26 protein-coding genes are annotated in these 26,410 nt (G+C 73.7%); 25 read left to right on the top strand and 1 reads right to left on the bottom strand.

The annotated features are described in order from the left end of the window. Positions 1 to 6: 6 nt before the first annotated feature. The 13 genes from ACSNOC_RS01390 to nusB all read left to right on the top strand — a co-directional run bounded on the left by ACSNOC_RS01390 (position 7) and on the right by nusB (position 12,666). Entirely contained in the window at positions 7 to 360 is a 354-nt protein-coding gene (locus ACSNOC_RS01390) for a DUF6167 family protein (RefSeq protein WP_436745318.1), read from the top strand. Next, a complete protein-coding gene (alaS, locus tag ACSNOC_RS01385) occupies positions 360 to 3,029 on the top strand; it encodes an alanine--tRNA ligase (RefSeq protein WP_436745317.1) in 2,670 nt (889 codons plus the stop codon). The genes ACSNOC_RS01390 and alaS overlap by 1 nt, the downstream gene beginning before the upstream one ends. Then, positions 3,029 to 3,493, top strand: a complete 465-nt coding sequence (ruvX, locus tag ACSNOC_RS01380; RefSeq protein ID WP_436745316.1) for a Holliday junction resolvase RuvX — start codon at positions 3,029 to 3,031, stop codon at positions 3,491 to 3,493. Before alaS ends, ruvX begins: the two co-directional genes overlap by 1 nt. 82 nt (positions 3,494 to 3,575) lie before the next feature. Next, entirely contained in the window at positions 3,576 to 5,270 is a 1,695-nt protein-coding gene (gene mltG, locus ACSNOC_RS01375) for an endolytic transglycosylase MltG (RefSeq protein ID WP_436745315.1), read from the top strand. After that, entirely contained in the window at positions 5,270 to 6,106 is an 837-nt protein-coding gene (locus ACSNOC_RS01370) for a shikimate dehydrogenase (RefSeq protein WP_436745314.1), read from the top strand. Before mltG ends, ACSNOC_RS01370 begins: the two co-directional genes overlap by 1 nt. 130 nt (positions 6,107 to 6,236) lie before the next feature. After that, positions 6,237 to 7,421, top strand: coding sequence for a chorismate synthase (aroC, locus tag ACSNOC_RS01365; RefSeq protein WP_436745313.1), 1,185 nt, complete (start codon positions 6,237 to 6,239; stop codon positions 7,419 to 7,421). A gap of 109 nt (positions 7,422 to 7,530) precedes the next feature. After that, positions 7,531 to 8,046, top strand: a complete 516-nt coding sequence (locus ACSNOC_RS01360) for a shikimate kinase (protein ID WP_436745312.1) — start codon at positions 7,531 to 7,533, stop codon at positions 8,044 to 8,046. Continuing rightward, positions 8,043 to 9,170, top strand: coding sequence for a 3-dehydroquinate synthase (gene aroB / locus ACSNOC_RS01355; RefSeq protein WP_436745311.1), 1,128 nt, complete (start codon positions 8,043 to 8,045; stop codon positions 9,168 to 9,170). Before ACSNOC_RS01360 ends, aroB begins: the two co-directional genes overlap by 4 nt. After that, the gene (gene aroQ / locus ACSNOC_RS01350) at positions 9,167 to 9,607 is read left to right on the top strand and encodes a type II 3-dehydroquinate dehydratase (RefSeq protein WP_436745310.1); all 441 of its coding nucleotides are present in this window, start codon (positions 9,167 to 9,169) and stop codon (positions 9,605 to 9,607) included. The genes aroB and aroQ overlap by 4 nt, the downstream gene beginning before the upstream one ends. Before the next feature lie 103 nt (positions 9,608 to 9,710). Beyond that, on the top strand, positions 9,711 to 10,406 hold the full coding sequence (locus ACSNOC_RS01345; protein WP_436745309.1) for an AAA family ATPase: 696 nt from the start codon (positions 9,711 to 9,713) through the stop codon (positions 10,404 to 10,406). Positions 10,407 to 10,467: 61 nt separating this feature from the next. Continuing rightward, the gene (locus ACSNOC_RS01340) at positions 10,468 to 11,607 is read left to right on the top strand and encodes a M24 family metallopeptidase (RefSeq protein WP_436745308.1); all 1,140 of its coding nucleotides are present in this window, start codon (positions 10,468 to 10,470) and stop codon (positions 11,605 to 11,607) included. 64 nt (positions 11,608 to 11,671) lie between these two features. Next, positions 11,672 to 12,238, top strand: coding sequence for an elongation factor P (gene efp / locus ACSNOC_RS01335; protein ID WP_436745307.1), 567 nt, complete (start codon positions 11,672 to 11,674; stop codon positions 12,236 to 12,238). A gap of 2 nt (positions 12,239 to 12,240) precedes the next feature. Next, positions 12,241 to 12,666: a transcription antitermination factor NusB gene (gene nusB / locus ACSNOC_RS01330; protein WP_436745306.1), complete on the top strand. Its 426-nt coding sequence runs from the start codon at positions 12,241 to 12,243 to the stop codon at positions 12,664 to 12,666. Positions 12,667 to 12,713: 47 nt separating this feature from the next. Here nusB and bldD read toward each other — a convergent pair whose 3' ends face one another. Continuing rightward, positions 12,714 to 13,214, bottom strand: a complete 501-nt coding sequence (gene bldD, locus ACSNOC_RS01325) for a transcriptional regulator BldD (protein WP_436745305.1) — start codon at positions 13,212 to 13,214, stop codon at positions 12,714 to 12,716. A gap of 198 nt (positions 13,215 to 13,412) precedes the next feature. On the opposite strand from bldD, the gene pyrR reads away from it, so the two are divergent. The 12 genes from pyrR (at position 13,413) to coaBC (ending at position 26,254) form a co-directional block, all read left to right on the top strand. Beyond that, complete coding sequence (pyrR, locus tag ACSNOC_RS01320) at positions 13,413 to 13,988, top strand: bifunctional pyr operon transcriptional regulator/uracil phosphoribosyltransferase PyrR (RefSeq protein WP_436745304.1); 576 nt, start codon at positions 13,413 to 13,415, stop codon at positions 13,986 to 13,988. A 74-nt stretch (positions 13,989 to 14,062) separates the two neighbouring features. Beyond that, complete coding sequence (locus ACSNOC_RS01315; RefSeq protein ID WP_436745303.1) at positions 14,063 to 15,061, top strand: aspartate carbamoyltransferase catalytic subunit; 999 nt, start codon at positions 14,063 to 14,065, stop codon at positions 15,059 to 15,061. After that, positions 15,058 to 16,353, top strand: a complete 1,296-nt coding sequence (locus ACSNOC_RS01310; protein WP_436745302.1) for a dihydroorotase — start codon at positions 15,058 to 15,060, stop codon at positions 16,351 to 16,353. The genes ACSNOC_RS01315 and ACSNOC_RS01310 overlap by 4 nt, the downstream gene beginning before the upstream one ends. Then, complete coding sequence (locus ACSNOC_RS01305) at positions 16,350 to 17,009, top strand: hypothetical protein (RefSeq protein ID WP_436745301.1); 660 nt, start codon at positions 16,350 to 16,352, stop codon at positions 17,007 to 17,009. The genes ACSNOC_RS01310 and ACSNOC_RS01305 overlap by 4 nt, the downstream gene beginning before the upstream one ends. After that, positions 17,006 to 18,160 (top strand): glutamine-hydrolyzing carbamoyl-phosphate synthase small subunit, encoded by a 1,155-nt coding sequence (gene carA / locus ACSNOC_RS01300; RefSeq protein ID WP_436745300.1) that lies wholly within the window; start codon positions 17,006 to 17,008, stop codon positions 18,158 to 18,160. The genes ACSNOC_RS01305 and carA overlap by 4 nt, the downstream gene beginning before the upstream one ends. Beyond that, complete coding sequence (carB, locus tag ACSNOC_RS01295) at positions 18,153 to 21,467, top strand: carbamoyl-phosphate synthase large subunit (protein WP_436745299.1); 3,315 nt, start codon at positions 18,153 to 18,155, stop codon at positions 21,465 to 21,467. The genes carA and carB overlap by 8 nt, the downstream gene beginning before the upstream one ends. A 6-nt stretch (positions 21,468 to 21,473) precedes the next feature. Next, positions 21,474 to 22,589, top strand: a complete 1,116-nt coding sequence (locus tag ACSNOC_RS01290) for a quinone-dependent dihydroorotate dehydrogenase (RefSeq protein WP_436745298.1) — start codon at positions 21,474 to 21,476, stop codon at positions 22,587 to 22,589. Beyond that, a complete protein-coding gene (gene pyrF, locus ACSNOC_RS01285; RefSeq protein WP_436745297.1) occupies positions 22,586 to 23,431 on the top strand; it encodes an orotidine-5'-phosphate decarboxylase in 846 nt (281 codons plus the stop codon). The genes ACSNOC_RS01290 and pyrF overlap by 4 nt, the downstream gene beginning before the upstream one ends. 229 nt (positions 23,432 to 23,660) lie before the next feature. Beyond that, complete coding sequence (locus tag ACSNOC_RS01280) at positions 23,661 to 23,984, top strand: integration host factor (RefSeq protein ID WP_436745296.1); 324 nt, start codon at positions 23,661 to 23,663, stop codon at positions 23,982 to 23,984. 59 nt (positions 23,985 to 24,043) lie between these two features. Continuing rightward, complete coding sequence (gmk, locus tag ACSNOC_RS01275) at positions 24,044 to 24,595, top strand: guanylate kinase (RefSeq protein ID WP_436745295.1); 552 nt, start codon at positions 24,044 to 24,046, stop codon at positions 24,593 to 24,595. Positions 24,596 to 24,659: 64 nt separating this feature from the next. Continuing rightward, entirely contained in the window at positions 24,660 to 24,932 is a 273-nt protein-coding gene (gene rpoZ / locus ACSNOC_RS01270) for a DNA-directed RNA polymerase subunit omega (protein WP_059008417.1), read from the top strand. A 107-nt stretch (positions 24,933 to 25,039) separates the two neighbouring features. Further along, on the top strand, positions 25,040 to 26,254 hold the full coding sequence (gene coaBC, locus ACSNOC_RS01265; RefSeq protein WP_436745294.1) for a bifunctional phosphopantothenoylcysteine decarboxylase/phosphopantothenate--cysteine ligase CoaBC: 1,215 nt from the start codon (positions 25,040 to 25,042) through the stop codon (positions 26,252 to 26,254). The last annotated feature ends 156 nt before the right edge of the window (positions 26,255 to 26,410 follow it).

Genomic DNA, 26,410 nt, shown 5'->3' with positions numbered 1-26,410 from the left:
TTCCCCATGTTCCGCCGCGCGTTCTGGTTCACCACCGGCGCCGCCGCCGGCGTCTGGGCCACCACCAAGGTCCAGCGCACGCTGCGCCGCTTCACGCCCGAAAGCCTCGCGGCCCGGGCGGCGGACCGCGCCGTCGCGGCCGGACACCGGGCACGGCTGTTCGCCCTCGACGTCCGCGCCGGGATGGCGGAGCGGGAGAGCGAGCTGAACGAGGCCCTGGGCATCGGCCCCGAGCCGCCCGGCGCCGCCGGCCGGACGCTGCCGCCGCCGGCCCGCCGGGCCGCGCTCGGCCGGGCCCCCGACAACACCGCGGCCCCCGGTCACCGGGCTGCCTCCGAGTACGGAAAAGAGGACCACTGATGGAGTCGGCTGACATCCGCCGCCGCTGGCTGAGCTTCTTCGAGAAGCGCGGGCACACCGTCGTGCCGTCGGCGTCGCTGATCGCGGACGACCCGACGCTGCTGCTGGTCAACGCGGGCATGGTGCCGTTCAAGCCGTACTTCCTGGGCGAGGCCACCCCGCCCTACCCGCGCGCGGTCAGCGTGCAGAAGTGCGTGCGCACGCCGGACATCGAGGAGGTCGGCAAGACCACCCGGCACGGCACGTTCTTCCAGATGTGCGGCAACTTCTCGTTCGGCGACTACTTCAAGGAAGGCGCCATCCGCTACGCCTGGGAGCTGCTGACCACCCCGGTGGCCGACGGCGGTTACGGGCTGGACGCCGAGCGCCTGTGGATCACCGTCTACGAGCAGGACGACGAGGCCGAGCGGATCTGGCGCGACGTCGTCGGCGTCCCCGCCGAGCGCATCCAGCGCCTGGGCATGGGCCCCAACTTCTGGTCCATGGGCGTCCCCGGCCCCTGCGGCCCCTGTTCCGAAATCAACTACGACCGCGGCCCCGAGTTCGGCCCCGAGGGCGGCCCGGCCGTCAACGACGAGCGGTACGTGGAGATCTGGAACCTGGTCTTCATGCAGTACGAGCGCGGGCCGGGCGAGGGCAAGGAGGACTTCCCGATCCTCGGGGACCTGCCCGCCAAGAACATCGACACCGGCCTCGGCCTGGAGCGCCTGGCGATGATCCTCCAGGGCGTCCGCAACATGTACGAGACGGACACCCTGCGCGTCGTCATCGACAAGGCGGGCGAGCTGACCGGCGTGGCCTACGGCGCGGCCGAGGGCTCCGACGTCTCGCTCCGCGTGGTCGCGGACCACATGCGCACCTCCGTGATGCTCATCGGGGACGGCGTCACCCCCGGCAACGAGGGCCGCGGGTACGTGCTGCGCCGCATCATGCGCCGCGCCATCCGCAACATGCGCATCCTCGGCGCCACCGGTCCCGTCGTCGGGGACCTGGTGGACGTGGTCCTGGGCACCATGGGGCAGCAGTACCCGGAGCTGCTGACCGAGCGCAAGCGCATCGAGACCGTCGCGCTGGCCGAGGAGGCCGCGTTCCTGAAGACCCTCAAGGCGGGCACCAACATCCTCGACTCGGCCGTCACCGAGACCAGGGCCGCCGGCGGCACCGTCCTGTCCGGGGAGAAGGCGTTCCTGCTCCACGACACCTGGGGCTTCCCGATCGACCTGACCCTGGAGATGGCCGCCGAGCAGGGCCTGTCCGTGGACGAGGCCGGGTTCCGCCGCCTGATGAAGGAGCAGCGGGAGCGCGCCAAGGCCGACGCCCGCGCCAAGAAGCAGGGCCACGGCGACCTGTCGGCCTACCGCGAGGTCGCGGACGTCGCCGGCCCCTCGGAGTTCATCGGCTACACCCACACGGCCGGCGAGGCCACGGTGGTGGGGCTGCTGGTCGACGGCGTCTCCTCGCCCGCCGCGCAGGAGGGCGACGAGGTGGAGGTCGTGCTGGACCGCACCCCGTTCTACGCCGAGGGCGGCGGGCAGCTCGCCGACTCCGGCCGGATCCGGCTGGACTCCGGCGCCGTCGTGGAGATCCGCGACGTCCAGCAGCCGGTTCCCGGCGTCATCGTCCACAAGGGCGCGGTCCAGGTCGGCGAGGTGACGCTGGGCGCGGGCGCGCACTGCCAGATCGACGTCCAGCGCCGCCGCGCCATCGCCCGCGCCCACAGCGCCACCCACCTGACGCACCAGGCGCTGCGCGACGCTCTCGGCCCGACCGCCGCGCAGGCCGGCTCGGAGAACTCGCCGGGCCGCTTCCGCTTCGACTTCGGCTCCCCGGCGGCCGTGCCCGGCAGCGTCCTGACGGACGTCGAGCAGAAGATCAACGAGGTGCTGGCCCGTGAGCTGGACGTCACCGCCGAGGTGATGTCGATGGACGAGGCCAGGAAGCAGGGCGCCATCGCGGAGTTCGGCGAGAAGTACGGCGACCGGGTGCGCGTGGTCACCATCGGGGACTACTCCAAGGAGCTGTGCGGCGGCACCCACGTGCACAACACCGCCCAGCTCGGCCTGGTCAAGCTGCTGGGCGAGTCCTCCATCGGCTCCGGCGTGCGCCGGGTGGAGGCCCTGGTCGGTGTGGACGCCTACCGGTTCCTGGCCCGCGAGCACACGGTCGTCGCCCAGCTCACCGAGCTGGTCAAGGGCCGCCCCGAGGAGCTGCCCGAGCGGATCTCCGGGATGCTGACCCGGCTGAAGGACGCCGAGAAGGAGATCGAGCGCTTCCGCGCCGAGAAGGTGCTCGCCGCCGCCGGCGGCCTGGCGGCCGGTGCCCGCGACATCGGCGGGGTGGCCCTGGCCGCCGGGCGGGTGCCGGACGGCACCACCGCCGACGACCTGCGCAAGCTGGTGCTGGACGTGCGCGGCCGTATCCCGGCCGACCGGCCCGCCGTCGTCGCCCTGTTCACCGTGGTGGCGGGCCGTCCGCTGACCGTGGTCGCCACCAACGAGGCCGCCCGCGGGCGCGGCCTGGCCGCCGGGGACCTGGTGCGCACCGCGGCCAGGACGCTCGGCGGCGGCGGGGGCGGCAAGCCGGACGTCGCCCAGGGCGGCGGCCAGAACCCGGCCGCCATCGACGACGCGCTGGCCGCCATCGAGCGCCAGGTCGCGGGCGCCGCCTGATGCGGCGTGGCAGGCGGCTCGGCGTCGATGTCGGCGAGGCCCGGATCGGGGTCGCGAGCAGCGACCCCGACGGGCTGCTGGCCACCCCGGTGGAGACGGTGCCCGGCCGGGACGTGCCGGCCGCCCAGCGGCGGCTGGCCGAGCTGGTCGCCGAGTACGAGCCGATCGAGGTCGTGGTCGGGCTCCCGCGCTCGCTCAGCGGCGGCGAGGGCCCGGCCGCGGCGCGGGTGCGGGCGTTCGCCGAGCAGACCGCCCGCCGGATCGCGCCGGTCCCGGTCCGGCTGGTGGACGAGCGGCTGAGCACGGTCACCGCCACCCGAGGGATGCGGGCCTCGGGCGTCCGGGAGAAGAAGGGCCGTGCCCGGATCGACCAGGCCGCCGCCGTCGTCATCCTGCAGAGTGCCCTGGAGACGGAGCGGAGCGCGGGCCGTCCGCCCGGGCAGTGCGTCGAAGTGGTTGTCTGATCGCGGTACGGTAACGTTCGCGCGGAAGGGCAGTTGTGGGGTCCGGGGGAAGCGGCTGCCGCCTTGCGTCACAAGGGGATCGATGACTGAGTATGGCCGGGGTCCGGGCTCCGAACCGTGGCACCCCGACGACCCGCTCTACGGTGATCAGCACTGGGCGGGCGGCTACGACGGCACGGTCTCCCCGGAGGAGCAGCCCGGCTCCTGGGACCAGTACGCCGGGCAGCAGGAGCAGCACTACCCCCCGCATCAGCAGCAGCCGGAGCAGCAGCCGTACTATCCGGACCCGTACCCGCCGCAGCAGGGCGGCTGGGACACCGGTGGCCACTACTACGGCACCGATCCGTACGCCCAGCAGCACCAGCCGTCCGATCCCTACCCCCCCGCACAGCAGTACCAGGACCCCTACGCGGCGGCCCACGACCCCCACCACCCCCAGCAGCACCATCACGAGCAGCAGCAGTACGCGCCGGCCGCCCACCATCAGCAGCACGACCAGTACGACCCCCAGCAGCAGCATCAGCCGCAGCACGAGCCGCAGCACCGGCACCAGGCGCCGGCGCCCCACCCGGAGCCGGCGCCCGGGCCGGGCCGGGAGTCGGGCTGGGAGCCCGAACCCGCCCCGCGCGCACGGGACTTCTTCAGCCGCGACAACGACGAGGACGACGGCGGGGACCCGCCGGACGAGCCGCCCCGCCGCGCCGGGCGGCGCGGCGACCGCCCCAAGCGGCGGCGCGGCGGCCTCGGCTGCCTGGCCGCGGCGGTCCTGCTGGCGGGCGGCGTCGGCGGCGTCGGCTACCTGGGATACGGGTTCTACCAGGACCGGTTCGGCCCGGCCCCCGACTACGCGGGCGAGGGCACCGGCGAGGTGCAGGTGGAGATCCCCTCCGGCTCGACGGTCTCCCAGATCGCCAACATCCTGAAGGACGAGGGCGTCGTCAAGAGCCACGACGCCTTCGTGGCGGCGGCCGGTTCCGACGGACCGCTCATCCAGGCCGGCGTCTACACCCTCCGCGAACAGATGTCCGCCGAGGCGGCCGTCGAACTGCTCCTCGACCCGTCCGCCATCACCGCGCTCACCATCCCCGAGGGCAAGCGCGCCACCGAGGTGTACGCCATCGTCGACACCTACCTCGGGCTGGCGGAGGGCACCACCGAGGAGGTCGCGGAGACCGCCGACCTCGGCCTGCCGGACTGGGCCGAGGGCGACCCGGAGGGCTTCCTCTTCCCCACGCGCTACGACATCGCGCCGGACGCGTCCCCCGAAGAGGTCCTGACGCAGATGGTGGACCGCGCGGAGGCGGAGTTCGCCGAGATCGGCCTGGAGGAGGAGGCCGCACGGCTGGACCGGTCGGCCCGCGAGATCCTCGTCATCGCGTCCCTGATCCAGGCGGAGGCACAGGCCGACGACGAGTTCGGCAAGGTGTCCCGCGTCATCTACAACCGGCTGGACATCGACATGATGCTCCAGTTCGACTCGACCATCAATTACGCCATGGGGCGCTCCACGCTGGACACCTCCATCGCGGACACCCAGCTGGACTCGCCGTACAACACCTACCAGGTGTACGGGCTGCCGCCCGGCCCCATCGACAACCCCGGGCACCAGGCCATCGAGGCGGCGCTCAACCCGACCGACGGCGACTGGCTCTACTTCGTCACCGTCCGGCCGGGCGACACCCGTTTCACCGCCGACCCCGAGGAACACGACCGGAACGTCGCGGACTTCAACGAGGCCCAGGCCCAGGCCCGCGAGGAAGAGGGAGGGGACGGCTGATGCCCGCCGCACCGCCGGTCCGCCGCGCGGCCGTCCTCGGCTCGCCCATCGCACACTCGCTCTCCCCAGTGCTGCACCGGGCCGCGTACCGGGCGATGGGCCTGGCCGGCTGGACCTACGGCCGGTTCGAGGTGGACGAGGAGGGGCTGCCCGCCTTCGTCGCCGGGCTGGGCCCCGACTGGGCGGGCCTGTCGCTCACCATGCCGCTGAAGCGGGCGATCATCCCGCTGCTGGACGAACTGAGCGCCACGGCCGCCTCGGTGGAGGCCGTCAACACCGTCGTCCTCGCGCCCGACGGCCGCCGCCTCGGCGACAACACCGACGTGCCGGGCCTGGTGGAGGCGCTGCGCGAGCGCGGCGTGACCCGGGTGCCCGGCGCCGCCGTCCTCGGCGCCGGCGCCACCGCCTCCTCCGCGCTGGCCGCCCTGGCCCGGATCTGCGACGGCGAGGTGACCGCGTACGTCAGGAGCCCCGCGCGGGCCGCCGAGATGCGCACCTGGGGAGAGCGGCTCAAGGTGGCCGTCCGCACCGAGGACTGGTCCCTGGCCCACCGGGCGCTGGACGCGCCGCTGGTGATCGCGACCACCCCGGCGGGCGCCACCGACGCGCTGGCGGCGGCCGTTCCCGCGGCGCCCGGCACGCTCTTCGACGTGCTGTACGACCCCTGGCCCACCGCCCTGGCCGCGGCCTGGTCGGGGCGCGGCGGCGAGGTCATCGGGGGCCTGGACCTCCTGATCCACCAGGCGGTGCTCCAGGTCGAGGCGATGACCGGCACCGCGCCCGCCCCGCTGAAGGAGATGCGCGAGGCCGGACTGGCGGCCCTGGCCGCGCGCTGAGCGCGCGGGCCTGGCCCGCCCGTGTCGTCCGTGATCGTCTCGCAGGTCAGACGGCCTGGGGACGGGCGGTGCGGGCATGGCAGGATCGGGGACGACACACCGCACGGTCGAACAATCGCGAGGAGCACCCTTGAGCAGGCTGCGCTGGCTGACGGCGGGGGAGTCGCATGGCCCCGCACTCGTGGCGACGCTGGAAGGACTGCCCGCCGGGGTGCCCGTCACCACCGAGCTGGTGGCGGACGCGCTGGCCCGCCGCCGTCTCGGTTACGGCCGGGGCGCGCGGATGAAGTTCGAGCGCGACGAGGTCACGTTCCTCGGCGGCGTCCGGCACGGCCTGACCATCGGCTCCCCGGTCGCGATCATGGTGGGCAACACCGAGTGGCCCAAGTGGGAGAGGGTCATGGCGGCCGACCCCGTGGACCCGGAGGAGCTGGCCGGCCTGGCCCGCAACGCCCCGCTGACCCGCCCGCGCCCCGGCCACGCCGACCTCGCCGGCATGCAGAAGTACGGCGTCGCCGACGCGCGGAACATCCTGGAGCGCGCCTCCGCCCGCGAGACCGCCGCCCGGGTCGCCCTCGGCGCGGTCGCCCGCTCGTACCTGAAGGAGACGGCGGGGATCGAGATCGTCTCCCACGTGGTGGAACTCGGCGCCGCCCGCGCGCCGTACGGGACGTACCCGGTGCCGGGCGACACCGGGCGGCTCGACGCCCACCCGGTGCGCTGCCTCGACCCGGACGCCGGCGAGGCGATGGTCGCGGAGATCGACCAGGCCCACAAGGACGGCGACACCCTCGGTGGCGTCGTGGAGGTGCTGGCCTACGGCGTGCCGGTCGGTCTCGGCTCGCACGTCCACTGGGACCGGCGGCTCGACGCCCGGCTGGCCGGCGCGCTGATGGGCATTCAGGCCATCAAGGGCGTCGAGGTCGGCGACGGCTTCGACCTGGCCCGGGTCCCCGGCTCCCGCGCGCACGACGAGATCGTGCCCGGCCCGGACGGCATCCGCCGCGCCTCCGGCCGCTCCGGCGGCACCGAGGGCGGCCTCAGCACCGGCGAACTGCTGCGCGTGCGCGCCGCGATGAAGCCCATCGCCACCGTGCCGCGCGCCCTCGCCACCGTGGACGTGGCCACCGGCGAGGAGGCCCGCGCCCACCACCAGCGGTCCGACGTGTGCGCCGTCCCGGCCGCCGGGATCGTGGCCGAGGCGATGGTCGCGCTGGTGCTGGCGGACGCGGTGGCCGAGAAGTTCGCCGGCGACAGCGTGACCGAGACCCGGCGCAACGTGGTGGGCTTCCTGGAGAACCTGGAGGTCCGGTGAGCGACGGCCGCCGGGCCGCCGGGGGACACGGAGGACAGAGGCGGCAGTGTCGCCCGGCGTCCGGCCGGGACATGAGCCGCTGCCGCGGCGGGGCAAACGGGGAGGCACAGTGAGCGGACCCGCCGTGGTGCTGGTCGGGCCGCCGGGGGCGGGGAAGTCGACCGTGGGGGCGCTGCTGGCCGAGCGGCTGGGCGTCACCGTGCGCGACACCGACGCCGATGTGGAACGGACGGCGGGCAAGACCGTCGCCGAGATCTTCGTGGACGACGGCGAGCCCCGTTTCCGCGAACTGGAGGCGGCGGCCGTGCGCGCCGCCGTCACCGAGCACGAGGGCGTGGTGTCGCTCGGCGGCGGCGCCGTCCTCGATCCCGGTACCCGTGCCCTGCTGGCCGGGCTGCCGGTGGTCTTCCTCGACGTCGCGCTCGCCGAGGCCGTCCGCCGGGTCGGCCTGGACACGGCGCGCCCGCTGCTGGCGGTGAACCCGCGGCAGCGCTGGCGCGTGCTGATGGAGGAACGACGCCCGCTGTACACCGAGGTCGCCCGCGCCGTCGTACAGACCGCGGACCGCACGCCGGACGAGGTCGTCCAGGCGGTGCTCGACGCATTGGAGCTCAGGACAGCATGACCACCCCTTCCGAGAAGAGTCCGGCGGCGGCCGGCACGGACGTCCCCACCCGGATCACGGTCGGCGGCAGCGCGGGGACCGCGCCGTACGACGTGCTGATCGGCCGTCGCCTGCTGGGCGAGCTGCCGGGGCTGATCGGCGGCGAGGCCAGGCGCGTCGCCGTGCTGCACCCCGAGGCGCTGGCCGAGACGGGCCAGGTGCTCCGCGAGGACCTGGCCGCGCAGGGCTACGAGGCGATCGCCGTCCAGGTGCCCAACGCCGAGGAGGCCAAGACCGCCGAGGTCGCCGCCTACTGCTGGCGGGCGCTGGGCCAGTCCGGCTTCACCCGCACCGACGTCGTCGTCGCCGTCGGCGGCGGTGCCACCACCGACCTGGCCGGTTTCGTCGCGGCCACCTGGCTGCGCGGCGTCCGCTGGATCGCCGTGCCCACCACGGTGCTCGGCATGGTGGACGCGGCGGTCGGCGGCAAGACCGGCATCAACACCGCCGAGGGCAAGAACCTGGTGGGCGCCTTCCACCCCCCGGCCGGGGTCCTGTGCGACCTGGCCGCGCTGGACTCCCTGCCGGTGCACGACTACGTGTCCGGGCTGGCCGAGATCATCAAGGCGGGCTTCATCGCGGACCCGGTCATCCTGGAGCTGATCGAGGCCGACCCCCAGGCCGCGCGCCGCCCCGACGGGCCGCACACCGCCGAGCTGATCGAGCGGTCCATCCGGGTGAAGGCGGACGTGGTCTCCGGCGACCTGAAGGAGTCCGGCCCGCGCGAGGTCCTCAACTACGGGCACACCCTGGCCCACGCCATCGAGAAGAACGAGCGCTACAACTGGCGGCACGGCGCGGCCGTCTCGGTCGGCATGGTCTTCGCCGCCGAACTGGGCCGCATCGCGGGCCGCCTGGACGACGCGACCGCCGACCGGCACCGGGCGATCCTCTCCGCGGTGGGCCTGCCCGTCACCTACCGCGGCGACCAGTGGCCCCGGCTGCTGGAGACCATGCGCATCGACAAGAAGTCGCGCGGCGACCGGCTCCGTTTCATCGTCCTCGACGGCCTGGCCAGGCCCACGGTACTGGAAGGGCCCGACCCGGCGATGCTGCTGGCCGCGCACGCGGAGATCGCCGCGTGAGCCGCCGCGTCCTGGTCCTCAACGGGCCCAACCTGGGCCGCCTCGGCTCCCGCGAGCCCGACGTGTACGGCTCGACCTCCTACGCCGGGCTGGTCGAACGCTGTGGCGCGCTCGGCAAGGAGCTGGACCTGGCGGTCGAGGTCAGGGAGACCAACGACGAGGGCGAGCTGATCCGCTGGCTGCACGAGGCGGCGGACGGCGCGATCCCCGTCGTCCTCAACCCCGGCGCGTTCACCCACTACTCGTACGGGCTGCGGGACGCCGCCGCCCAGCGCACCGCCCCGCTCGTGGAGGTGCACATCTCCAACCCGTACCGCAGGGAGGAGTTCCGGCACACCTCGGTGATCGCGGCGGTCGCCAGCGGCACGGTGGCCGGGTTCGGAATCGGTTCCTATCTCCTGGCGTTGCGCGCGCTCGCCGAGGAGATGGCAGGCTGAGAGGCGCGCGGCACTCCACGCCCGCGCCGAGCGTTTCACTTCAGACCACAGGCATGCGTGGCCGCCGGCGGCCGCGCCCGGACAAGACGTAGGTGGGGAGCGGATGCAACAGCCCGGTGGGATGCCCATGCCTCCTCCCGCCCCGCTCGACGGCGGCACGGCCGGGTATCTCCGGCTCCCGCCGCCCGGCGCGGTGCCCGCCCCGGCTCCCGCGCCGGGGGCGGCGGTGCCGGACGCCACGCACGCCGGGGTGGCGGTGCTGCTGATCGGCCCGGCCGGGGCCGGAAAGACGACCGTGGCCCGGTACTGGGCGGACCGAAGGCCCGTGCCGACGGCCCACATCAGCCTGGACGACGTACGCGAGTGGGTGCGCTCCGGCTTCGCCGACCCCCGCTCGGGCTGGGACGACCGCTCCGAGGCCCAGTACCGCCTGGCCCGCCGCACCTGCGGCTTCGCCGCGCGGAACTTCCTGGCGAACGGGATCTCCTGCATCCTGGACGACGCGGTCTTCCCCGACCGGCCGGCGGTGGGCCTCGGCGGCTGGAAGCGGCACGTGGGCCCCGGCCTGATTCCCATCGTGCTGCTGCCCGGTCTGGAGGTCGTGCTGGAGCGGAACGCGGCCCGCACGGGCACCCGGCGGCTGTCCGACGAGGAAGTCGCCACCATCCACGGCCGGATGGCCGGCTGGTACGGCTCGGGCCTGCCCATCATCGACAACTCCCGGCACGACGTGGCCACCACCGCCCGGATGCTGGACGACGCGGTGACCCGCAGCCTCACCAGCCCGCCGCAGTGGTGACCTGCGCTCGTCCGGCCCTGTTCAGGCGGCCGAAGAGGGGCGGGCTGCGTAGGCTCGGGCCATGTCCGAGGTACACGCGGTCCGGCGGTCACGGCTGCGGTCCCGCTGCTCGCCGGCGGGCGGTGTGGCCGCCCTGATCACCCGGCCGGCCAACGTCCGCTACCTGGCCGGCTCCGCGCCCGCCGCCGAGTCCGGCCCCTGCGAGGTGCCGCCCGGCGCGGCGCTGCTGGTGGGCCACGACGGCGACGACGTGCTGTTGGGCCACTGGGACCCGGCACGGGATCCCGCCGGGCCGCCGGCCGAGGAGAGCGGACTGCGCGCCGTGCCGCTCGGCGGCGACACCGATCCGGCGGTGGCGTCGGCCGAGCTGGCCGCCCGCGCCGGCGCGGAGGCCCTCGCCCTGGAGGAGCACCACCTGACCGTGGCCCGGCACCGCGCGGTGGCCGCCGCCGCGCCCGGACTGAAGCCGGCCGACCTGGGCTGCGCGGTCGAGGCCCAGCGGCTGGTGAAGGACGAGGACGAGATCGCGGCGCTGCGCGTGGCCGCCGAGATCACCGACCGGGCCCTGGGGGAGCTGCTGGAGTCGATCCTCGTCGGCCGCACCGAGCGCCATCTCGCCCTGGAGCTGGAGCGCCGCCTGGTGGACCACGGCGCGGACGGCCCGGCGTTCCCCACCTCGGTCGCCACCGGTACCCACTCCGGGCTGGCCGGGCACCGGCCCACCGACCGCCGGGTCGAGGAGGGGGACTTCCTCACCGTCCGGCTGGGCGCGCGGTTCCGCGGCTACCGCTGCCAGATCGGCCGCACGTTCGTCATCGGAACGAGCCCGGCCGACTGGCAGATCGAGCTGTATGAGGTCGTCTTCGCCGCGCAGCGGGCGGCACGCGAGGCGCTGACGCCGGGCGCCGAGTACCGGGAGGTGGACGCCGCCGCCCGGAGCGTGCTGGCGGCGGCCGGGCACGGTGCGGCGCTCGGGCCGGTCACCGGGCACGGTGTGGGGCTGGAGATCGGGGAGGACCCTCGGTTGTCACCCGCCGCCATGGGTAGACTGGGCCCTTGTGTTCCGGTCACCGTCGAGCCGGGGGTACATCTCCCAGGCCGGGGCGGTGTCCGGATCGACGACACGCTCGTCGTCCGCTCGCCCGCGGACGGCGGACCCGAGCTACTCACCATCACGACCAAGGAACTCCTCGCTCTGTGAGCCCTGGCGGGCCGCGCGGGGGACCGCGGTCATCCCAAGGCAGTCTGTAGGAGATTCCGCGACCGTGGCCACCACGAACGACCTCAAGAACGGCATGGTGCTCAAGCTCGACGGGGGCCAGCTCTGGTCCGTTGTCGAGTTCCAGCACGTCAAGCCCGGCAAGGGCGGCGCCTTCGTCCGCACCAAGCTCAAGCACGTACTCTCCGGCAAGGTGGTCGACCGGACCTTCAACGCCGGCACCAAGGTCGACACGGCCACCGTGGACCGGCGCGGCATGCAGTTCTCCTACAAGGACGGCGCCGACTTCGTCTTCATGGACACCGAGACCTTCGACCAGCTCTACGTGAACCCCGAGACCGTGGGGGAGGCCGCCAACTACCTGCTGGAAGGGCAGGAGTGCACGGTCGCCATCCACGAGGAGAACCCGCTGTTCGTGGAGCTCCCGGCCGCCGTCGAGCTGGTCGTGGAGTACACCGAGCCGGGCGTCCAGGGCGACCGCTCCACCGGCGGCACCAAGCCGGCGCGGCTGGAGACCGGCTACGAGATCGGCGTGCCGCTGTTCATCACCACGGGCGAGAAGATCAAGGTCGACACCCGCTCCGGCGAATACCTTGGCCGGGTGAACAACTAACCGTGGCTGCCCGCAGCAAGGCCCGCAAACGCGCGCTGCAGATCCTCTTCGAGGCGGACCAGCGCGGTGCCGGCCCCACCGACGTCCTCGCCGACTGGGTCCGGCTGGCCCGGACCGACGACCGGCAGCCGCCGGTCAGCGAGTACACCCGGGAGCTGGTGGAGGGATACGCCGAGCGGGCGGAGCGGATCGACGAGCTGATCGCCCAGTACACCGTGGGCTGGCCGATGGACCGCATGCCGGCGGTGGACCGCAACATCCTGCGGCTGAGCACCTTCGAGCTGATCTGGCAGGACGGCACGCCCGACGCCGTGGTGCTGGACGAGGCGGTGCAGCTCGCCAAGGAGTTCTCCACCGACGACTCGCCGGCGTTCGTCAACGGGCTGCTCGGCCGGCTGAAGGACCTCAAGCCCACGCTCCGCCGCTAGGGCCGGCGGGTGGCGGACCGCGGGGCCCGCCACCCGCCGTGCGGGGTTCAGGCCTCCTCGGCCTGTACCGCGCGGCGCGCGTCGGCGCCCAGCACGCCCCAGCTGATGAGCTGCTCGGTCAGCACGGACGGCGACTGGTCATAAATCACGGCGAGGGTGCGCAGATCGTCCTGACGGATGGACAGCACCTTGCCGTTGTAGTCGCCGCGCTGGCTCTGGATCGTCGCCGTGTACCGCTGGAGCGGCCCGGCCTTCTCGCTCGGCACGGTGGCGAGCCGCTCAAGGTCGAGCACGAGCTTCGGCGGCGGCTCGGCGGCGCCCCCGGGCGTCGAGCCGGGCAGCAGCTCCTGCACCGGAACCCCGTAGAAGTCCGCCAGCTCCGCGAGGCGCTGCACGGTCACGGCCCGGTCGCCGCGCTCGTAGGAGCCGACCACGACCGCTTTCCACCGGCCCTGGGACTTCTCCTCGACCCCGTGAAGCGACAGACCCTGCTGGGTGCGGATGGCCCGGAGCTTGGCTCCGAGCTGTTTGGCGTATTCGCTGGACATGTGTCTCCCCGGACGGCTACTTCGTAACTCACTGTGAGGTTACGCAGCGTAATAAGCCCCGTCAAGCGGGGGCGCCGCAGTCGGTCTCTGACCAGGGGCGATGCGCAGCGTGCCGATGCGGCCTGCTATTGTCGGGCCGGATCGACCAGACGTCCTTTAAGGCCCGTCCCGTGAGGCGGGGAAGGAGGTCCTCTTCGTATGGACAGCGACACCCCTGCTCCGGACCGCTCCGTGATGGAGGCGCCGGACATCGCGCGGGCACTGACCCGCATCGCCCACGAGATCGTCGAGCGCGCCAAGGGCGCCGGCGACGTGGTGCTTCTCGGCATTCCCACCCGCGGCGTCTTCCTCGCCGACCGGCTCGCCGGCAAGCTGCGCGAGGTCACCGGCCACCCGGTGCCCGTCGGCTCCCTCGACATCACCATGTACCGGGACGACCTGCGGCTGCGCCCGGCCCGCGCGCTGGCCCGCACCGACATCCCCGGCGAGGGCATCGACGGCCGGCTCGTCGTCCTCGTCGACGACGTGCTCTTCTCCGGCCGCACCATCCGGGCCGCCCTGGACGCGCTGAACGACATCGGGCGCCCGCGTGCGGTGCAGCTCGCCGTCCTCGTCGACCGAGGCCACCGCGAGCTGCCGATCCGCGCCGACTACGTCGGCAAGAACATCCCGACCTCCCTGCGGGAGACGGTCAGGGTCCTGCTCACCGAGGAGGACGGCCGTGACGGCGTGCTGCTGGGCGTGCGCGCGCACGCCCCGTCCGGCGAGCGCTAGCGGGCGCCGGACGCCATGAGACCCCTCGCACCGGCACGCCCCCCTCGATCCACGGAAGGCACCAGAGGCACCAGATGAAGCGCCACCTCATCTCGGCCACCGACCTCACCCGCGACGACGCCGTGCTCATCCTCGACACCGCCGAGGAACTCGCCCGCGTCGCAGACCGGCCGATCAAGAAACTCCCGACGCTGCGCGGGCGCACCGTCGTCAACCTCTTCTTCGAGGACTCCACCCGCACCCGCATCTCGTTCGAGGCGGCGGCGAAACGGTTGTCCGCCGACGTCATCAACTTCTCCGCCAAGGGGTCCTCGGTCTCCAAGGGCGAGTCGCTGAAGGACACCGCCCTCACCCTGGAGGCCATGGGCGCCGACGCCGTCGTCATCCGCCACCACGACTCCGGCGCCCCGCACCGGCTGGCCACCTCCGGCTGGATCGCCGGCTGCGTCGTCAACGCCGGCGACGGCACCCACGAGCACCCCACCCAGGCGCTGCTGGACGCCTTCACCCTCCGCCGCCGCCTGGTCGGCGGCCCGGCCGGCGGCGCCGGGGCCGACCTGGGCGGCCGGCGCGTCACCATCGTCGGCGACATCCTGCACAGCCGGGTGGCCCGCTCCAACGTCCACCTGCTGACCACGCTCGGCGCCGAGGTCACCGTGGTCGCCCCGCCGACGCTGCTGCCGATCGGCGTGGACCACTGGCCCTGCCAGGTCTCCTACGACCTCGACGCCGTGCTGCCGAAGTCCGACGCGGTGATGATGCTGCGCGTCCAGCGCGAGCGGATGAACGCCGCCTACTTCCCCACCGAGCGCGAGTACGCCCGCCGCTACGGCCTCAACGGCGACCGCATGGCCCGGATGCCGGAGCACGCCGTGGTGATGCACCCCGGGCCGATGAACCGGGGCATGGAGATCACCGCCGACGTCGCGGACTCGCCGCGCTGCACCGCCGTGGAGCAGGTGTCCGGCGGCGTCAGCGTCCGGATGGCCGTCCTGTACCTGCTGCTGGGCGGCGCCCCGCCCGCCGCCACCGCGACCACCCGCCCGACGGAGAACCAGGGAGATCGAGCATGAGTCACAGCCGCCGGACGCTGATCCGCGGTGCGAGGGTCCTGGGCGGGGAACCGCGGGACGTCCTGATCGACGGGGAGACCGTCGCCGGGGTCGGGACCGGGCTCCCGGCCGACGGCGCCGAGGTGGTCGACGCCGGCGGGCTGGTCCTGCTGCCGGGGCTGGTCGACCTGCACACCCACCTGCGCGAGCCGGGCCGCGAGGACTCCGAGACGGTCCTCACCGGCACCAGGGCCGCCGCCGCCGGCGGCTTCACCGCCGTCCACGCCATGGCCAACACCTTCCCGGTCGCCGACACCGCGGGCGTGGTGGAGCAGGTCTGGCGCCTGGGCCGGGAGTCCGGATACTGCGACGTCCAGCCGGTCGGCGCCGTCACCGTCGGCCTGGAGGGCAAGCAGCTCGCCGAGCTGGGCGCCATGCACGACTCCGCCGCCGGGGTCGTGGTCTTCTCCGACGACGGCAAGTGCGTGGACGACGCCGTGATCATGCGGCGGGCCCTGGAGTACGTGAAGGCGTTCGACGGCGTCATCGCCCAGCACGCCCAGGAGCCCCGGCTGACCGAGGGCGCCCAGATGAACGAGGGCGTCGTCTCCGCCGAGCTCGGCCTGGCCGGCTGGCCGGCCGTCGCGGAGGAGTCGATCATCGCGCGGGACGTGCTGCTCGCCGCCCACGTCGGCTCCCGGGTGCACGTCTGCCACCTCAGCACCGCCGGCTCGGTCGAGCTGGTCCGCTGGGCCAAGTCCAAGGGCTGGCAGGTCACCGCCGAGGTCACCCCGCACCACCTGCTGCTCACCGACGACCTGGTCCGTTCCTACGACCCCGTCTACAAGGTGAACCCGCCGCTGCGCACCGAGGCCGACGTGCTCGCGCTGCGCGAGGCGCTGGCCGACGGCACCATCGACTGCGTCGCCACCGACCACGCCCCGCACCCGCACGAGGACAAGGACTGCGAGTGGGGCGCGGCGGCCATGGGGATGATCGGCCTGGAGACCGCGCTCTCCGTCGTCCAGCACACGATGGTCGACACCGGCCTGCTGGACTGGGCGGGTGTCGCCGACCGGATGTCGGCCCGCCCGGCCGCCATCGGCCGCCTCGCCGGCCAGGGCCGCCCGGTCGCCCCCGGCGAGCCGGCGAACCTCACCCTCCTCGACCCCGCCCACCGCGCCGTCGTGGACCCGGCCGGGTTCGCCTCCCGCAGCCGCAACAGCCCCTACCGCGGGCGCGAGCTGCCGGGCCGCGTCACGCACACGTTCCTGCGCGGCCGGGCCACGGTGAAGGACGGTGAGCTGGCGTGACGATCCCCAGACAGACCCCGGCGCTGCTGGTGACCGAGGCCGAGCGCCGCTCGCAGGAGGTCACCGACTGGGCCGCCCGCATCGGCTGGGTCATCGGGCTGCTGCTGTTCGTCGCCCTCGTCTACTGGCTGATGCGCGAGGGCTGGAAGTGGCGCGCGACCCTCCAGGGCGACCTGCCCGCGCCGCCGCCCCTGCCGTCCGGCTCCCGGGCGCCGCGGCTGCGGATGACCGGCCGCTACCACGGCACCACCACCGCGGGCCGCTGGCTGGACCGCATCGTGGCGCACGGCCTCGGCGTCCGCAGCCGGGCCGAGCTGTCCCTGACCGGCGCGGGCGTCTCCGTCGTCCGCCCCGGCGCCACCGACTTCCTCATCCCGGCCGGCCGGATCCGCGGCGCGCGCCTGGACAAGGGCATCGCCGGCAAGGTCCTCACCGAGGGCGGACTGCTGGTGATCACCTGGGAGCACGGCGACCGGCTGCTCGACTCCGGCTTCCGTGCCGACCACCCGGCCGAGCACGCCGAGTGGATCGAGGCGCTCGGCGCGTTCTCCCCGTTCGACGACCCCCTGCTCGGCGGCCCCGGCACCACCGGCGCCCCCGGCTCGACCAGCACCTCGGGCACCACCCGCGAGACCCCCCAGGAAGGCGCACGATGACCCCCTCCGCCGGACATTCCCCCGGACACACCACAGCGGCACCCGCCGTGCTGGTCCTCGAGGACGGCCGGTTCTTCCGCGGCCGCGCGTACGGCGCGGTCGGGGAGACCTTCGGGGAAGCCGTGTTCGCCACCGGCATGACGGGGTACCAGGAGACCCTCACCGACCCGTCCTATCACCGCCAGGTGGTCGTGATGACCGCTCCGCACGTCGGCAACACCGGGGTCAACGACGAGGACCCCGAGTCCCGGCGGATCTGGGTCGCGGGCTACGTCGTCCGCGACCCCGCCCGGGTCCCGTCCAACTGGCGCTCGGTGCGCACCCTGGACGAGGAGCTGTCCGCGCAGGGCGTCGTGGGCATCAGCGGCGTGGACACCCGCGCCCTCACCCGGCACCTGCGCGAGCGCGGCGCCATGCGGGCCGGGATCTTCTCCGGCGCCGCCCTCGGCGACCGGGCCGCGCTGCTGGAGCGGGTGCGGTCCTCACCGGCCATGACCGGCGCCGACCTGGCCGCCGAGGTGGCCACCACCGAGGCGTACGTCGTTCCCGCCATCGGCCCGAAGCGGCTGACCGTGGCCGCCGTCGACCTGGGCATCAAGGGCATGACGCCGCACCGGATGGCCGAGCGGGGGATAGAGGTCCACGTGCTGCCCGCCACCGCCACCCTCGACGAGGTGTACGCGACCGGCCCGGACGGCGTCTTCTTCTCCAACGGCCCCGGCGACCCGGCCGCCGCCGACCACCCCGTGTCCCTGATGCGCGGCGTGCTGGAGCGCGGCACCCCGCTGTTCGGGATCTGCTTCGGCAACCAGATCCTCGGCCGCGCGCTCGGCTTCGGCACCTTCAAGCTGAAGTACGGCCACCGCGGCATCAACCAGCCGGTGAAGGACCTGGCCACCGGCCGGGTCGAGGTCACCGCGCACAACCACGGCTTCGCCGTCGACGCGCCGCTCGACCGGGTCTCCGACACCCCCTACGGCCGGGTCGAGGTCTCCCACGTCTGCCTCAACGACGACGTGGTCGAAGGGCTGCGGCTGCTCGACCGGCCGGCCTTCAGTGTCCAGTACCACCCCGAGGCGGCGGCGGGCCCGCACGACGCGGCCTACCTCTTCGACCGCTTCGTGTCCCTGATGGAGGGCCAGCGTGCCTAAGCGCACCGATATCCAGTCCGTCCTGGTCATCGGCTCCGGCCCGATCGTGATCGGGCAGGCCGCCGAGTTCGACTACTCCGGCACCCAGGCCTGCCGCGTCCTCAAGTCCGAGGGACTGCGCGTCATCCTGGTCAACTCCAACCCGGCGACCATCATGACCGACCCGGAGATCGCCGACGCCACGTATGTCGAGCCGATCACCCCGGAGTTCGTCGAGAAGATCATCGCCAAGGAGCGCCCCGACGCCCTGCTGCCGACCCTCGGCGGCCAGACCGCGCTCAACACCGCGATCGCCCTGCACGAGGCCGGCACCCTCGACCGTTACGGCGTCGAGCTGATCGGCGCCAACGTCGAGGCCATCCGCAAGGGGGAGGACCGCGACCAGTTCAAGGCGGTCGTCGCCGCCGTCCGCGCCGCCACCGGGCACGGCGAGTCCGCCCGCTCGGTGATCTGCCACTCGATGGACGACGTCCTGGCCGGGGTCGAGGAGCTGGGCGGCTACCCGGTCGTCGTGCGGCCCTCGTTCACCATGGGCGGCGCCGGCTCCGGCTTCGCGCACGACGAGGAGGAGCTGCGCCGCATCGCCGGGCAGGGCCTGGCCCTGTCGCCGACCACCGAGGTGCTCCTGGAGGAGTCCATCCTCGGCTGGAAGGAGTACGAGCTGGAGCTGATGCGCGACCGGAACGACAACGTCGTGGTCGTCTGCTCCATCGAGAACCTCGACCCGATGGGCGTGCACACCGGTGACTCCATCACCGTCGCCCCGGCCATGACGCTCACCGACCGCGAGTACCAGATCCTGCGCGACATCGGCATCGCCGTCATCCGCGAGGTCGGCGTCGACACCGGCGGCTGCAACATCCAGTTCGCCGTCGACCCCGACAACGGCCGGGTCGTCGTCATCGAGATGAACCCGCGCGTCTCCCGGTCCTCCGCCCTGGCCTCCAAGGCGACCGGCTTCCCCATCGCCAAGATCGCCGCCCGGCTCGCCATCGGCTACACGCTGGACGAGATCCCCAACGACATCACCGAGAAGACGCCCGCCTCCTTCGAGCCGACCCTCGACTACGTGGTGGTGAAGGTCCCGCGCTTCGCGTTCGAGAAGTTCCCGGCGGCCGACTCCAGCCTCACCACCACCATGAAGTCGGTGGGCGAGGCCATGGCCATCGGGCGGAACTTCACGGAGGCCCTCAACAAGGCGCTGCGGTCGACGGAGAAGAAGGACTCCCCGTTCGACTTCACCGGCGACCCCGGCGACAAGGACGAGCTGCTCGCCACCGCCCGGATCCCCACCGACGGCCGGCTGGGCACGGTGATGCGCGCCATCCGCGCCGGCGCCACTCCCGAGGAGGTCTTCGAGGCCACCCGGATCGACCCCTGGTTCGTCGACCAGCTCTTCCTGATCAAGGAGATCGCGGACGAGCTGGCCGCCGCCGAACTGCTCAGCCCCGAACTGCTGGCCACCGCCAAGCGGCACGGCTTCTCCGACGCCCAGATCGCGGGCGTGCGCGGGCTGCGCGAGGACGTGGTCCGCGAGGTCAGGCACGCGCTGGGCGTGCGCCCGGTGTACAAGACGGTCGACACCTGCGCCGCCGAGTTCGCCGCCCGCACCCCGTACCTGTACTCGTCCTACGACGAGGAGACCGAGGTCACCCCGCGCGAGAAGCCCGCCGTGATCATCCTCGGCTCCGGGCCCAACCGCATCGGCCAGGGCATCGAGTTCGACTACTCCTGCGTCCACGCCTGCTTCGCGCTCAGCGACGCCGGCTACGAGACCGTGATGGTCAACTGCAACCCCGAGACCGTCTCCACCGACTACGACACCTCCGACCGGCTCTACTTCGAGCCGCTCACCCTGGAGGACGTGCTGGAGATCGTGCACGCCGAGACCCAGGCCGGCCCGGTCGCCGGCGTGCTGGTCCAGCTCGGCGGGCAGACCCCGCTCGGCCTGGCGCAGGCACTGAAGGACAACGGTGTCCCGATCGTGGGCACGTCGCCCGAGGCGATCAACCTGGCCGAGGAGCGCGGCGCGTTCGGCCGGGTGCTGGCCGAGGCCGGGCTGCCCGCGCCCAAGTACGGCACCGCGTTCTCCTTCGAGGAGGCCAAGGCCATCGCGGCCGGCATCGGCTACCCGGTGATGGTCCGCCCCAGCTACGTGCTGGGCGGGCGCGGCATGCAGATCGTGTACGACGAGCCGTCGCTCGCCGAGTACCTGCGCCGCCACGCCGGCCTGATCTCCGAACACCCGGTGCTCATCGACCGGTTCCTGGACGACGCGATCGAGATCGACGTCGACGCGCTCTACGACGGCCGGGAGCTGTACCTCGGCGGCGTGATGGAGCACATCGAGGAGGCGGGCATCCACTCCGGCGACTCGGCCTGCGCGCTGCCCCCGATCACCCTGGGCGGCTTCGACATCAAGCGGCTGCGCGCCTCGACCGAGGCCATCGCGCGCGGGGTCGGCGTGCGCGGCCTGATCAACATCCAGTTCGCGCTGGCCGGCGACATCCTCTACGTGCTGGAGGCGAACCCGCGCGCCTCGCGGACCGTCCCGTTCACCTCCAAGGCCACCGCCGTGCCGCTGGCCAAGGCCGCTGCCCGGATCTCGCTGGGCGCCAGCATCGCCGAGCTGCGCGCCGAGGGCCTGCTCCCGGCCCGGGGCGACGGCGGCACCCTGCCGCTGGACGCGCCGATCTCGGTGAAGGAGGCCGTGATGCCGTGGTCCCGGTTCCGGGACGTGCACGGGCGCGGCGTGGACACCGTGCTCGGCCCCGAGATGCGCTCGACGGGCGAAGTCATGGGCATCGACTCGGTGTTCGGCACGGCCTACGCCAAGTCCCAGGCCGGGGCGTACGGCGCGCTGCCCACCAAGGGCCGGGCGTTCGTCTCCGTGGCCAACCGGGACAAGCGGGCCATGATCTTCCCGGCCCGCGCGCTGGTCGAGCACGGCTTCGAGCTGCTGGCCACCTCCGGCACCGCGGAGGTCCTGCGGCGCAACGGCATCAACGCCACCGTGGTCCGCAAGCAGGGCGAGGGCGAGGGCCCGAACGGCGAGCCGACCATCGTGCAGCTCATCCACGACGGCGAGGTCGACCTCATCGTCAACACCCCCTACGGCACCGGCGGACGGCTCGACGGCTACGAGATCCGCACCGCGGCCGTCGCCCGGGGCGTGCCCTGCCTGACCACCGTCCAGGCGCTTGCGGCGGCGGTGCAGGGCATCGACGCCCTCAACCGCGGGGAGGTCAGCGTCCGTTCGCTCCAGGAGCACGGCCGCGACCTCATCGCCGCGCGCGAGGGACGGTAGCCGCCGATGTCCCCCTACGATCTGCTGTTCTCCACCGTCCTGCGCCGGATGGACGCCGAGCGGGCGCACGCCCTGGGCTTCGGCCTGATCCGCGCGGGCGCCCGCGCGCCGGGGCTGCGCGCCCTGGTGCGGGCGCGGTACGCGCCGGCGCGCCCCGAGCTGCGGGTGCGCGCCCTCGGCCTCGACCTGCCGGGACCGTTCGGCCTCGCCGCCGGTTTCGACAAGAACGCCGTCGGCGTCGCCGGGCTCGCCGCCCTCGGCTTCGACTTCGTCGAGATCGGCACCGTGACGGCCCGGCCGCAGCCGGGCAACCCGCGCCCGCGCCTGTTCCGGCTCACCCGGGACCGGGCCCTGGTCAACCGGATGGGCTTCAACAACGACGGCTCCGCCGCCGTCGCCGCCCGCCTCGCGGGCAGGCCGCGCGGCCCGGTCGTCGGCGTCAACATCGGCAAGACCAAGGCCGTCCCCGAATCGGAGGCCGTGGCGGACTACGTCACCTCCACCGAACGGCTGGCCCCGCACGCCGACTACCTGGTGGTCAACGTCTCCTCGCCCAACACCCCCGGGCTGCGCGACCTCCAGGCCGCCGACCGGCTCCGTCCGCTGCTCACGGCCGTCCGCGAGGCGGCCGACCGGGCCGTGCCGGGCCGCCGGGTCCCGCTGCTGGTCAAGATCGCCCCCGACCTCGCCGACGAGGACGTGGACGCCGTCGCGGACCTCGCCCTCGACCTGCGGCTGGACGGCGTGATCGCCACCAACACCACCATCGCCAGGGACGGCCTGGCCACCGACCCCGGCACCGTCGAGGCGGCCGGCGCCGGCGGCCTGTCCGGCGCGCCCGTCAAGGAGCGCGCGCTCGCCGTACTGCGCCGCCTGTACGCCCGCGTGGGCGACCGGGTCACGCTGATCGGCGTCGGCGGCGTGGAGACGGCCGACGACGTCTGGGAACGCCTCCTGGCCGGGGCCACGCTGGTGCAGGGCTACACCGGCTTCGTCTACGCGGGCCCCGGCTGGGTCCGCGCCATCCACCGCGGCCTCGCCGAGCGGCTGGCCGCGAGCCCCTACGCCACCCTCGCCGAGGTCGTCGGAGCCGGGGCGCGCACCGGAAGGGAAGCCGCGTGACCCCCCCCGAGCCCTTCGGCGCCCGGCTGCGCCGCGCCATGGACGAGCGCGGCCCGCTGTGCGTGGGCATCGACCCGCACCCGGCCCTGCTCACCGCGTGGGGGCTCGGCGACGACATCGGCGGCCTGGAGCGCTTCACCAGGACCGTGGTCGACGCGCTGGCCGACCGGGTGGCGGCCCTCAAGCCGCAGTCGGCGTTCTTCGAGCGGTTCGGCTCGCGCGGCGTCGCGGTGCTGGAACGGGCCGTCGCGGACGCCCGGTCGGCCGGGGCGCTGGTGGTGATGGACGTCAAGCGCGGCGACATCGGCTCCACGATGGCCGCGTACGCCGGGGCGTATCTCGACCAGGGCGCGCCCCTGTTCTCCGACGCGGTCACCCTCAGCCCGTACCTCGGCTTCGGCTCGCTGCGCCCGGCGCTCGACCTGGCGCGGGCCGGCGGCGCGGGGGTGTTCGTCCTGGCGCTCACCTCCAACCCCGAGGGGGCCGAGGTGCAGCGGGCGGTGACGGCCGGGGGAGCGCAGGTCGCGCGGGCCGTCCTGGACCAGCTGGCGGCGGAGAACGCGGGCGCCGTGCCGCTGGGTTCGTTCGGCGCGGTGGTGGGCGCGACGCTGGCCGAGGCGGGCGCCGATCTGGACATCAACGGGCCGCTGCTGGCCCCGGGGTTGGGCGCGCAGGGCGCCACGGCCGCGGATCTGCCACGGGTGTTCGGCGGCGCGGTCCGCAACGTCCTGCCCGCGGTCAGCCGGGGCGTGCTGCGGCACGGGCCCACGGCCGCGGCACTGCGTGCCGCGGCGGCCCGTGAGGCGGAATCCGCCGCCCGGTTCACCGGTGCCGGAGGGTGACCGGCCGTCGCCCGGCGGTGGCAGACGTAGGCATATGTCCGTTATGTCGGTGTCGCTCCTGAGCTGACCAGGACTTTTTGCCGATTCTCCCTGACTTAATGCCGCGTCGGCCGCTAGTCTCCGTCGAAGCGGGGCTCCCGAGCGCGTTGCTCGTTGCTCCACCGGTGCGGGGCTACTAGGTTCCTCACCGTTCCGTATCCGACAGTTCGACACCCGAGGTGACGTAGGCGTGGCTCTTCCGCCCCTTACCCCTGAACAGCGCGCAGCCGCGCTTGAGAAGGCCGCCGCGGCTCGCCGGGAGCGCGCCGAGGTCAAGAATCGGCTCAAGCACTCCGGCGCCTCGCTGCACGAGGTCATCAAGCAGGGCCAGGAGAACGATGTCATCGGCAAGATGAAGGTCAGCGCACTGCTGGAGTCGATGCCTGGCGTCGGCAAGGTCCGCGCGCGGCAGATCATGGAGCGGCTCGGCATCTCCGAGAGCCGCCGGGTCCGCGGTCTCGGCTCCAACCAGATCGCGGCGCTGGAGCGTGAGTTCGGCGGTTCCCCCGCCTGACGCCCAGCCTCCCCGCGGGCGGTTTTCGCGACCGCCGCGGGAGGCGCGATAATCGCCGCATGACCGATCGTCCGCGACTGACCGTGCTCTCCGGCCCCTCCGGGGTGGGCAAGAGCACGGTCGTCGCCCATCTGCGCAAGGCCCACCCCGAAGTGTGGCTCTCCGTCTCCGCGACGACGCGGAAACCGCGGCCCGGGGAGCGGCACGGCGTGCACTACTTCTTCGTGGACGACAAGGAGTTCGACAAGCTCGTCGCCAACGGCGAGCTCCTCGAATGGGCCGAGTTCGCCGGGAACCGCTACGGAACGCCCCGCCGCGCCGTCCTCGACCGGCTGGCGGCCGGGATCCCGGTGCTCCTGGAGATCGACCTCCAGGGCGCCCGGCTGGTGCGCGCCGCCATGCCCGAGGCCCGGCTCGTCTTCCTCGCGCCGCCGAGCTGGGAGGAGCTGGTCCGCCGGCTCACCGGCCGGGGCACCGAACGGCCGGAGGTGATCGAGCGGCGGCTCGCCGCGGCCAGGACCGAGCTGGCGGCGGAGCCGGAGTTCGACATCACGCTGGTGAACACGTCCGTCGAGGAGGTCGCCGCCGAGCTGCTAGCCTTGGTGCGTTGACCATTTTGCTGACATTTGTTGACCTGGGGTTCAGGCCCCACGGACCCCCAGCGGAAGGCAGAGCGTGTCCTCCTCCATCACCACGCCCGAGGGCATCATCAACCCGCCGATCGACGAGCTGCTCGAGGCGACCGACTCGAAGTACAGCCTGGTGATCTACGCCGCCAAGCGCGCGCGGCAGATCAACGCGTACTACTCGCAGCTCGGCGAGGGTCTGCTGGAGTACGTCGGCCCGCTCGTGGACACCCACGTGCACGAGAAGCCCCTGTCGATCGCGCTCCGCGAGATCAACGCGGGCCTGCTGACCTCCGAGGCCGTCGAGGGCGCCACCGACTGAGCGGGGCGTCGCCACGGGCCCGGCGGGTACCCCCCGCCGGGCCCGTGGCGTGTCGTGGTGCAGGATGGACGTGCCGGATCGCGGTGGCAGCGGGAGGAAGGCGAGCGATGGAGCAGCAGCCCAGGGTCGTCCTCGGCGTGGGTGGCGGGATCGCCGCCTACAAGGCCTGTGAGCTGCTGAGGCGCCTCACCGAGTCCGGGCACGAGGTGCGCGTCGTGCCCACCGCGTCCGCACTGCACTTCGTCGGCGCCGCCACCTGGTCCGCGCTGTCCGGGGCGCCCGTCGCCACCGAGGTCTGGGACGACGTGCACGAGGTGCCCCACGTGCGGATCGGGCAGCGCGCCGACCTCGTCGTCATCGCCCCGGCCACCGCCGACGTGCTCGCCAGGGCCGCCGGCGGGCGCGCCGACGACCTGCTGACCAACGTGCTGCTCACCGCGCGCTGTCCGGTCGTCTTCGCGCCCGCGATGCACACCGAGATGTGGGAGCACCCCGCCACCCAGGAGAACGTGGCCACCCTCCGCCGCCGCGGCTGCGTCGTCATCGAGCCCGCCGTGGGCCGCCTCACCGGCGTCGACACCGGCAAGGGCCGGCTGCCCGACCCCGAGGCGATCTTCGAGGTGTGCCGCCGCGTCCTGGACCGCGGCGCCCGGGCCGTCGACCAGGACCTCGCCGGCCGGCACGTGGTGATCAGCGCCGGTGGCACCCGCGAGCCGCTGGACCCGGTGCGCTACCTGGGTAACCGGTCGTCCGGCAAGCAGGGCTACGCCCTCGCCCGCACCGCCGTCGCCCGTGGCGCCCGGGTCACCCTGGTCGCCGCCAACACCGCCCTGCCCGACCCGGCCGGCGCGGAGGTCGTGCGCGTGGGCACCGCCGAGGAGCTGCGCGACGCCGTACTGAAGGCCGCCGCCGACGCCGACGCGGTGGTGATGGCCGCCGCCGTGGCCGACTTCCGGCCCGCCGCCCGCGCGGAGCAGAAGATCAAGAAGCGCGACGGCCACGACCCCGAGCCGGTGGCCCTCGTCCGCAACCCCGACGTGCTCGCCGAACTGTCCGCCACCCGGCCCGTGCCCGGCCAAGTCGTCGTCGGCTTCGCCGCCGAGACCGAGAACGTCCTGGCCAACGGCCGGGCCAAGCTCGCCCGCAAGGGCTGCGACCTGCTGGTGGTCAACCAGGTGGGAGAGGGGCTGGCGTTCGGCACCGAGGAGAACGAAGCGGTGATCATCGACGCGGCCGGCGGCGAGACGCCCGTCCCGCACGGCCCCAAGGAGGCGCTGGCCGACCGGGTCTGGGACGCGGTGGCCCGGCACCGGCCCGCCTGACCGCGCGCCGCGGCCGGGCCCGGAGCGGGCGGCGGGCCCCCGGCGCCGGGGCGGCGCCCGGTGGCGTCTCGGAGTGCGGGCACGCCCTCCTCAGGGTGAACCACGGCCGTTAAAGTTGACCTTGGGAGCCGGTGCACCCGGGGTTTGCGCCATCGG

It is taken from the genome of Streptomyces sp. URMC 129 (genome assembly GCF_051386415.1).
Lineage (GTDB): Bacteria > Actinomycetota > Actinomycetes > Streptomycetales > Streptomycetaceae > Streptomyces.
Note: the sequence above shows the minus strand (reverse complement) of the source record. Positions and strands in the feature narration are given on the sequence as shown.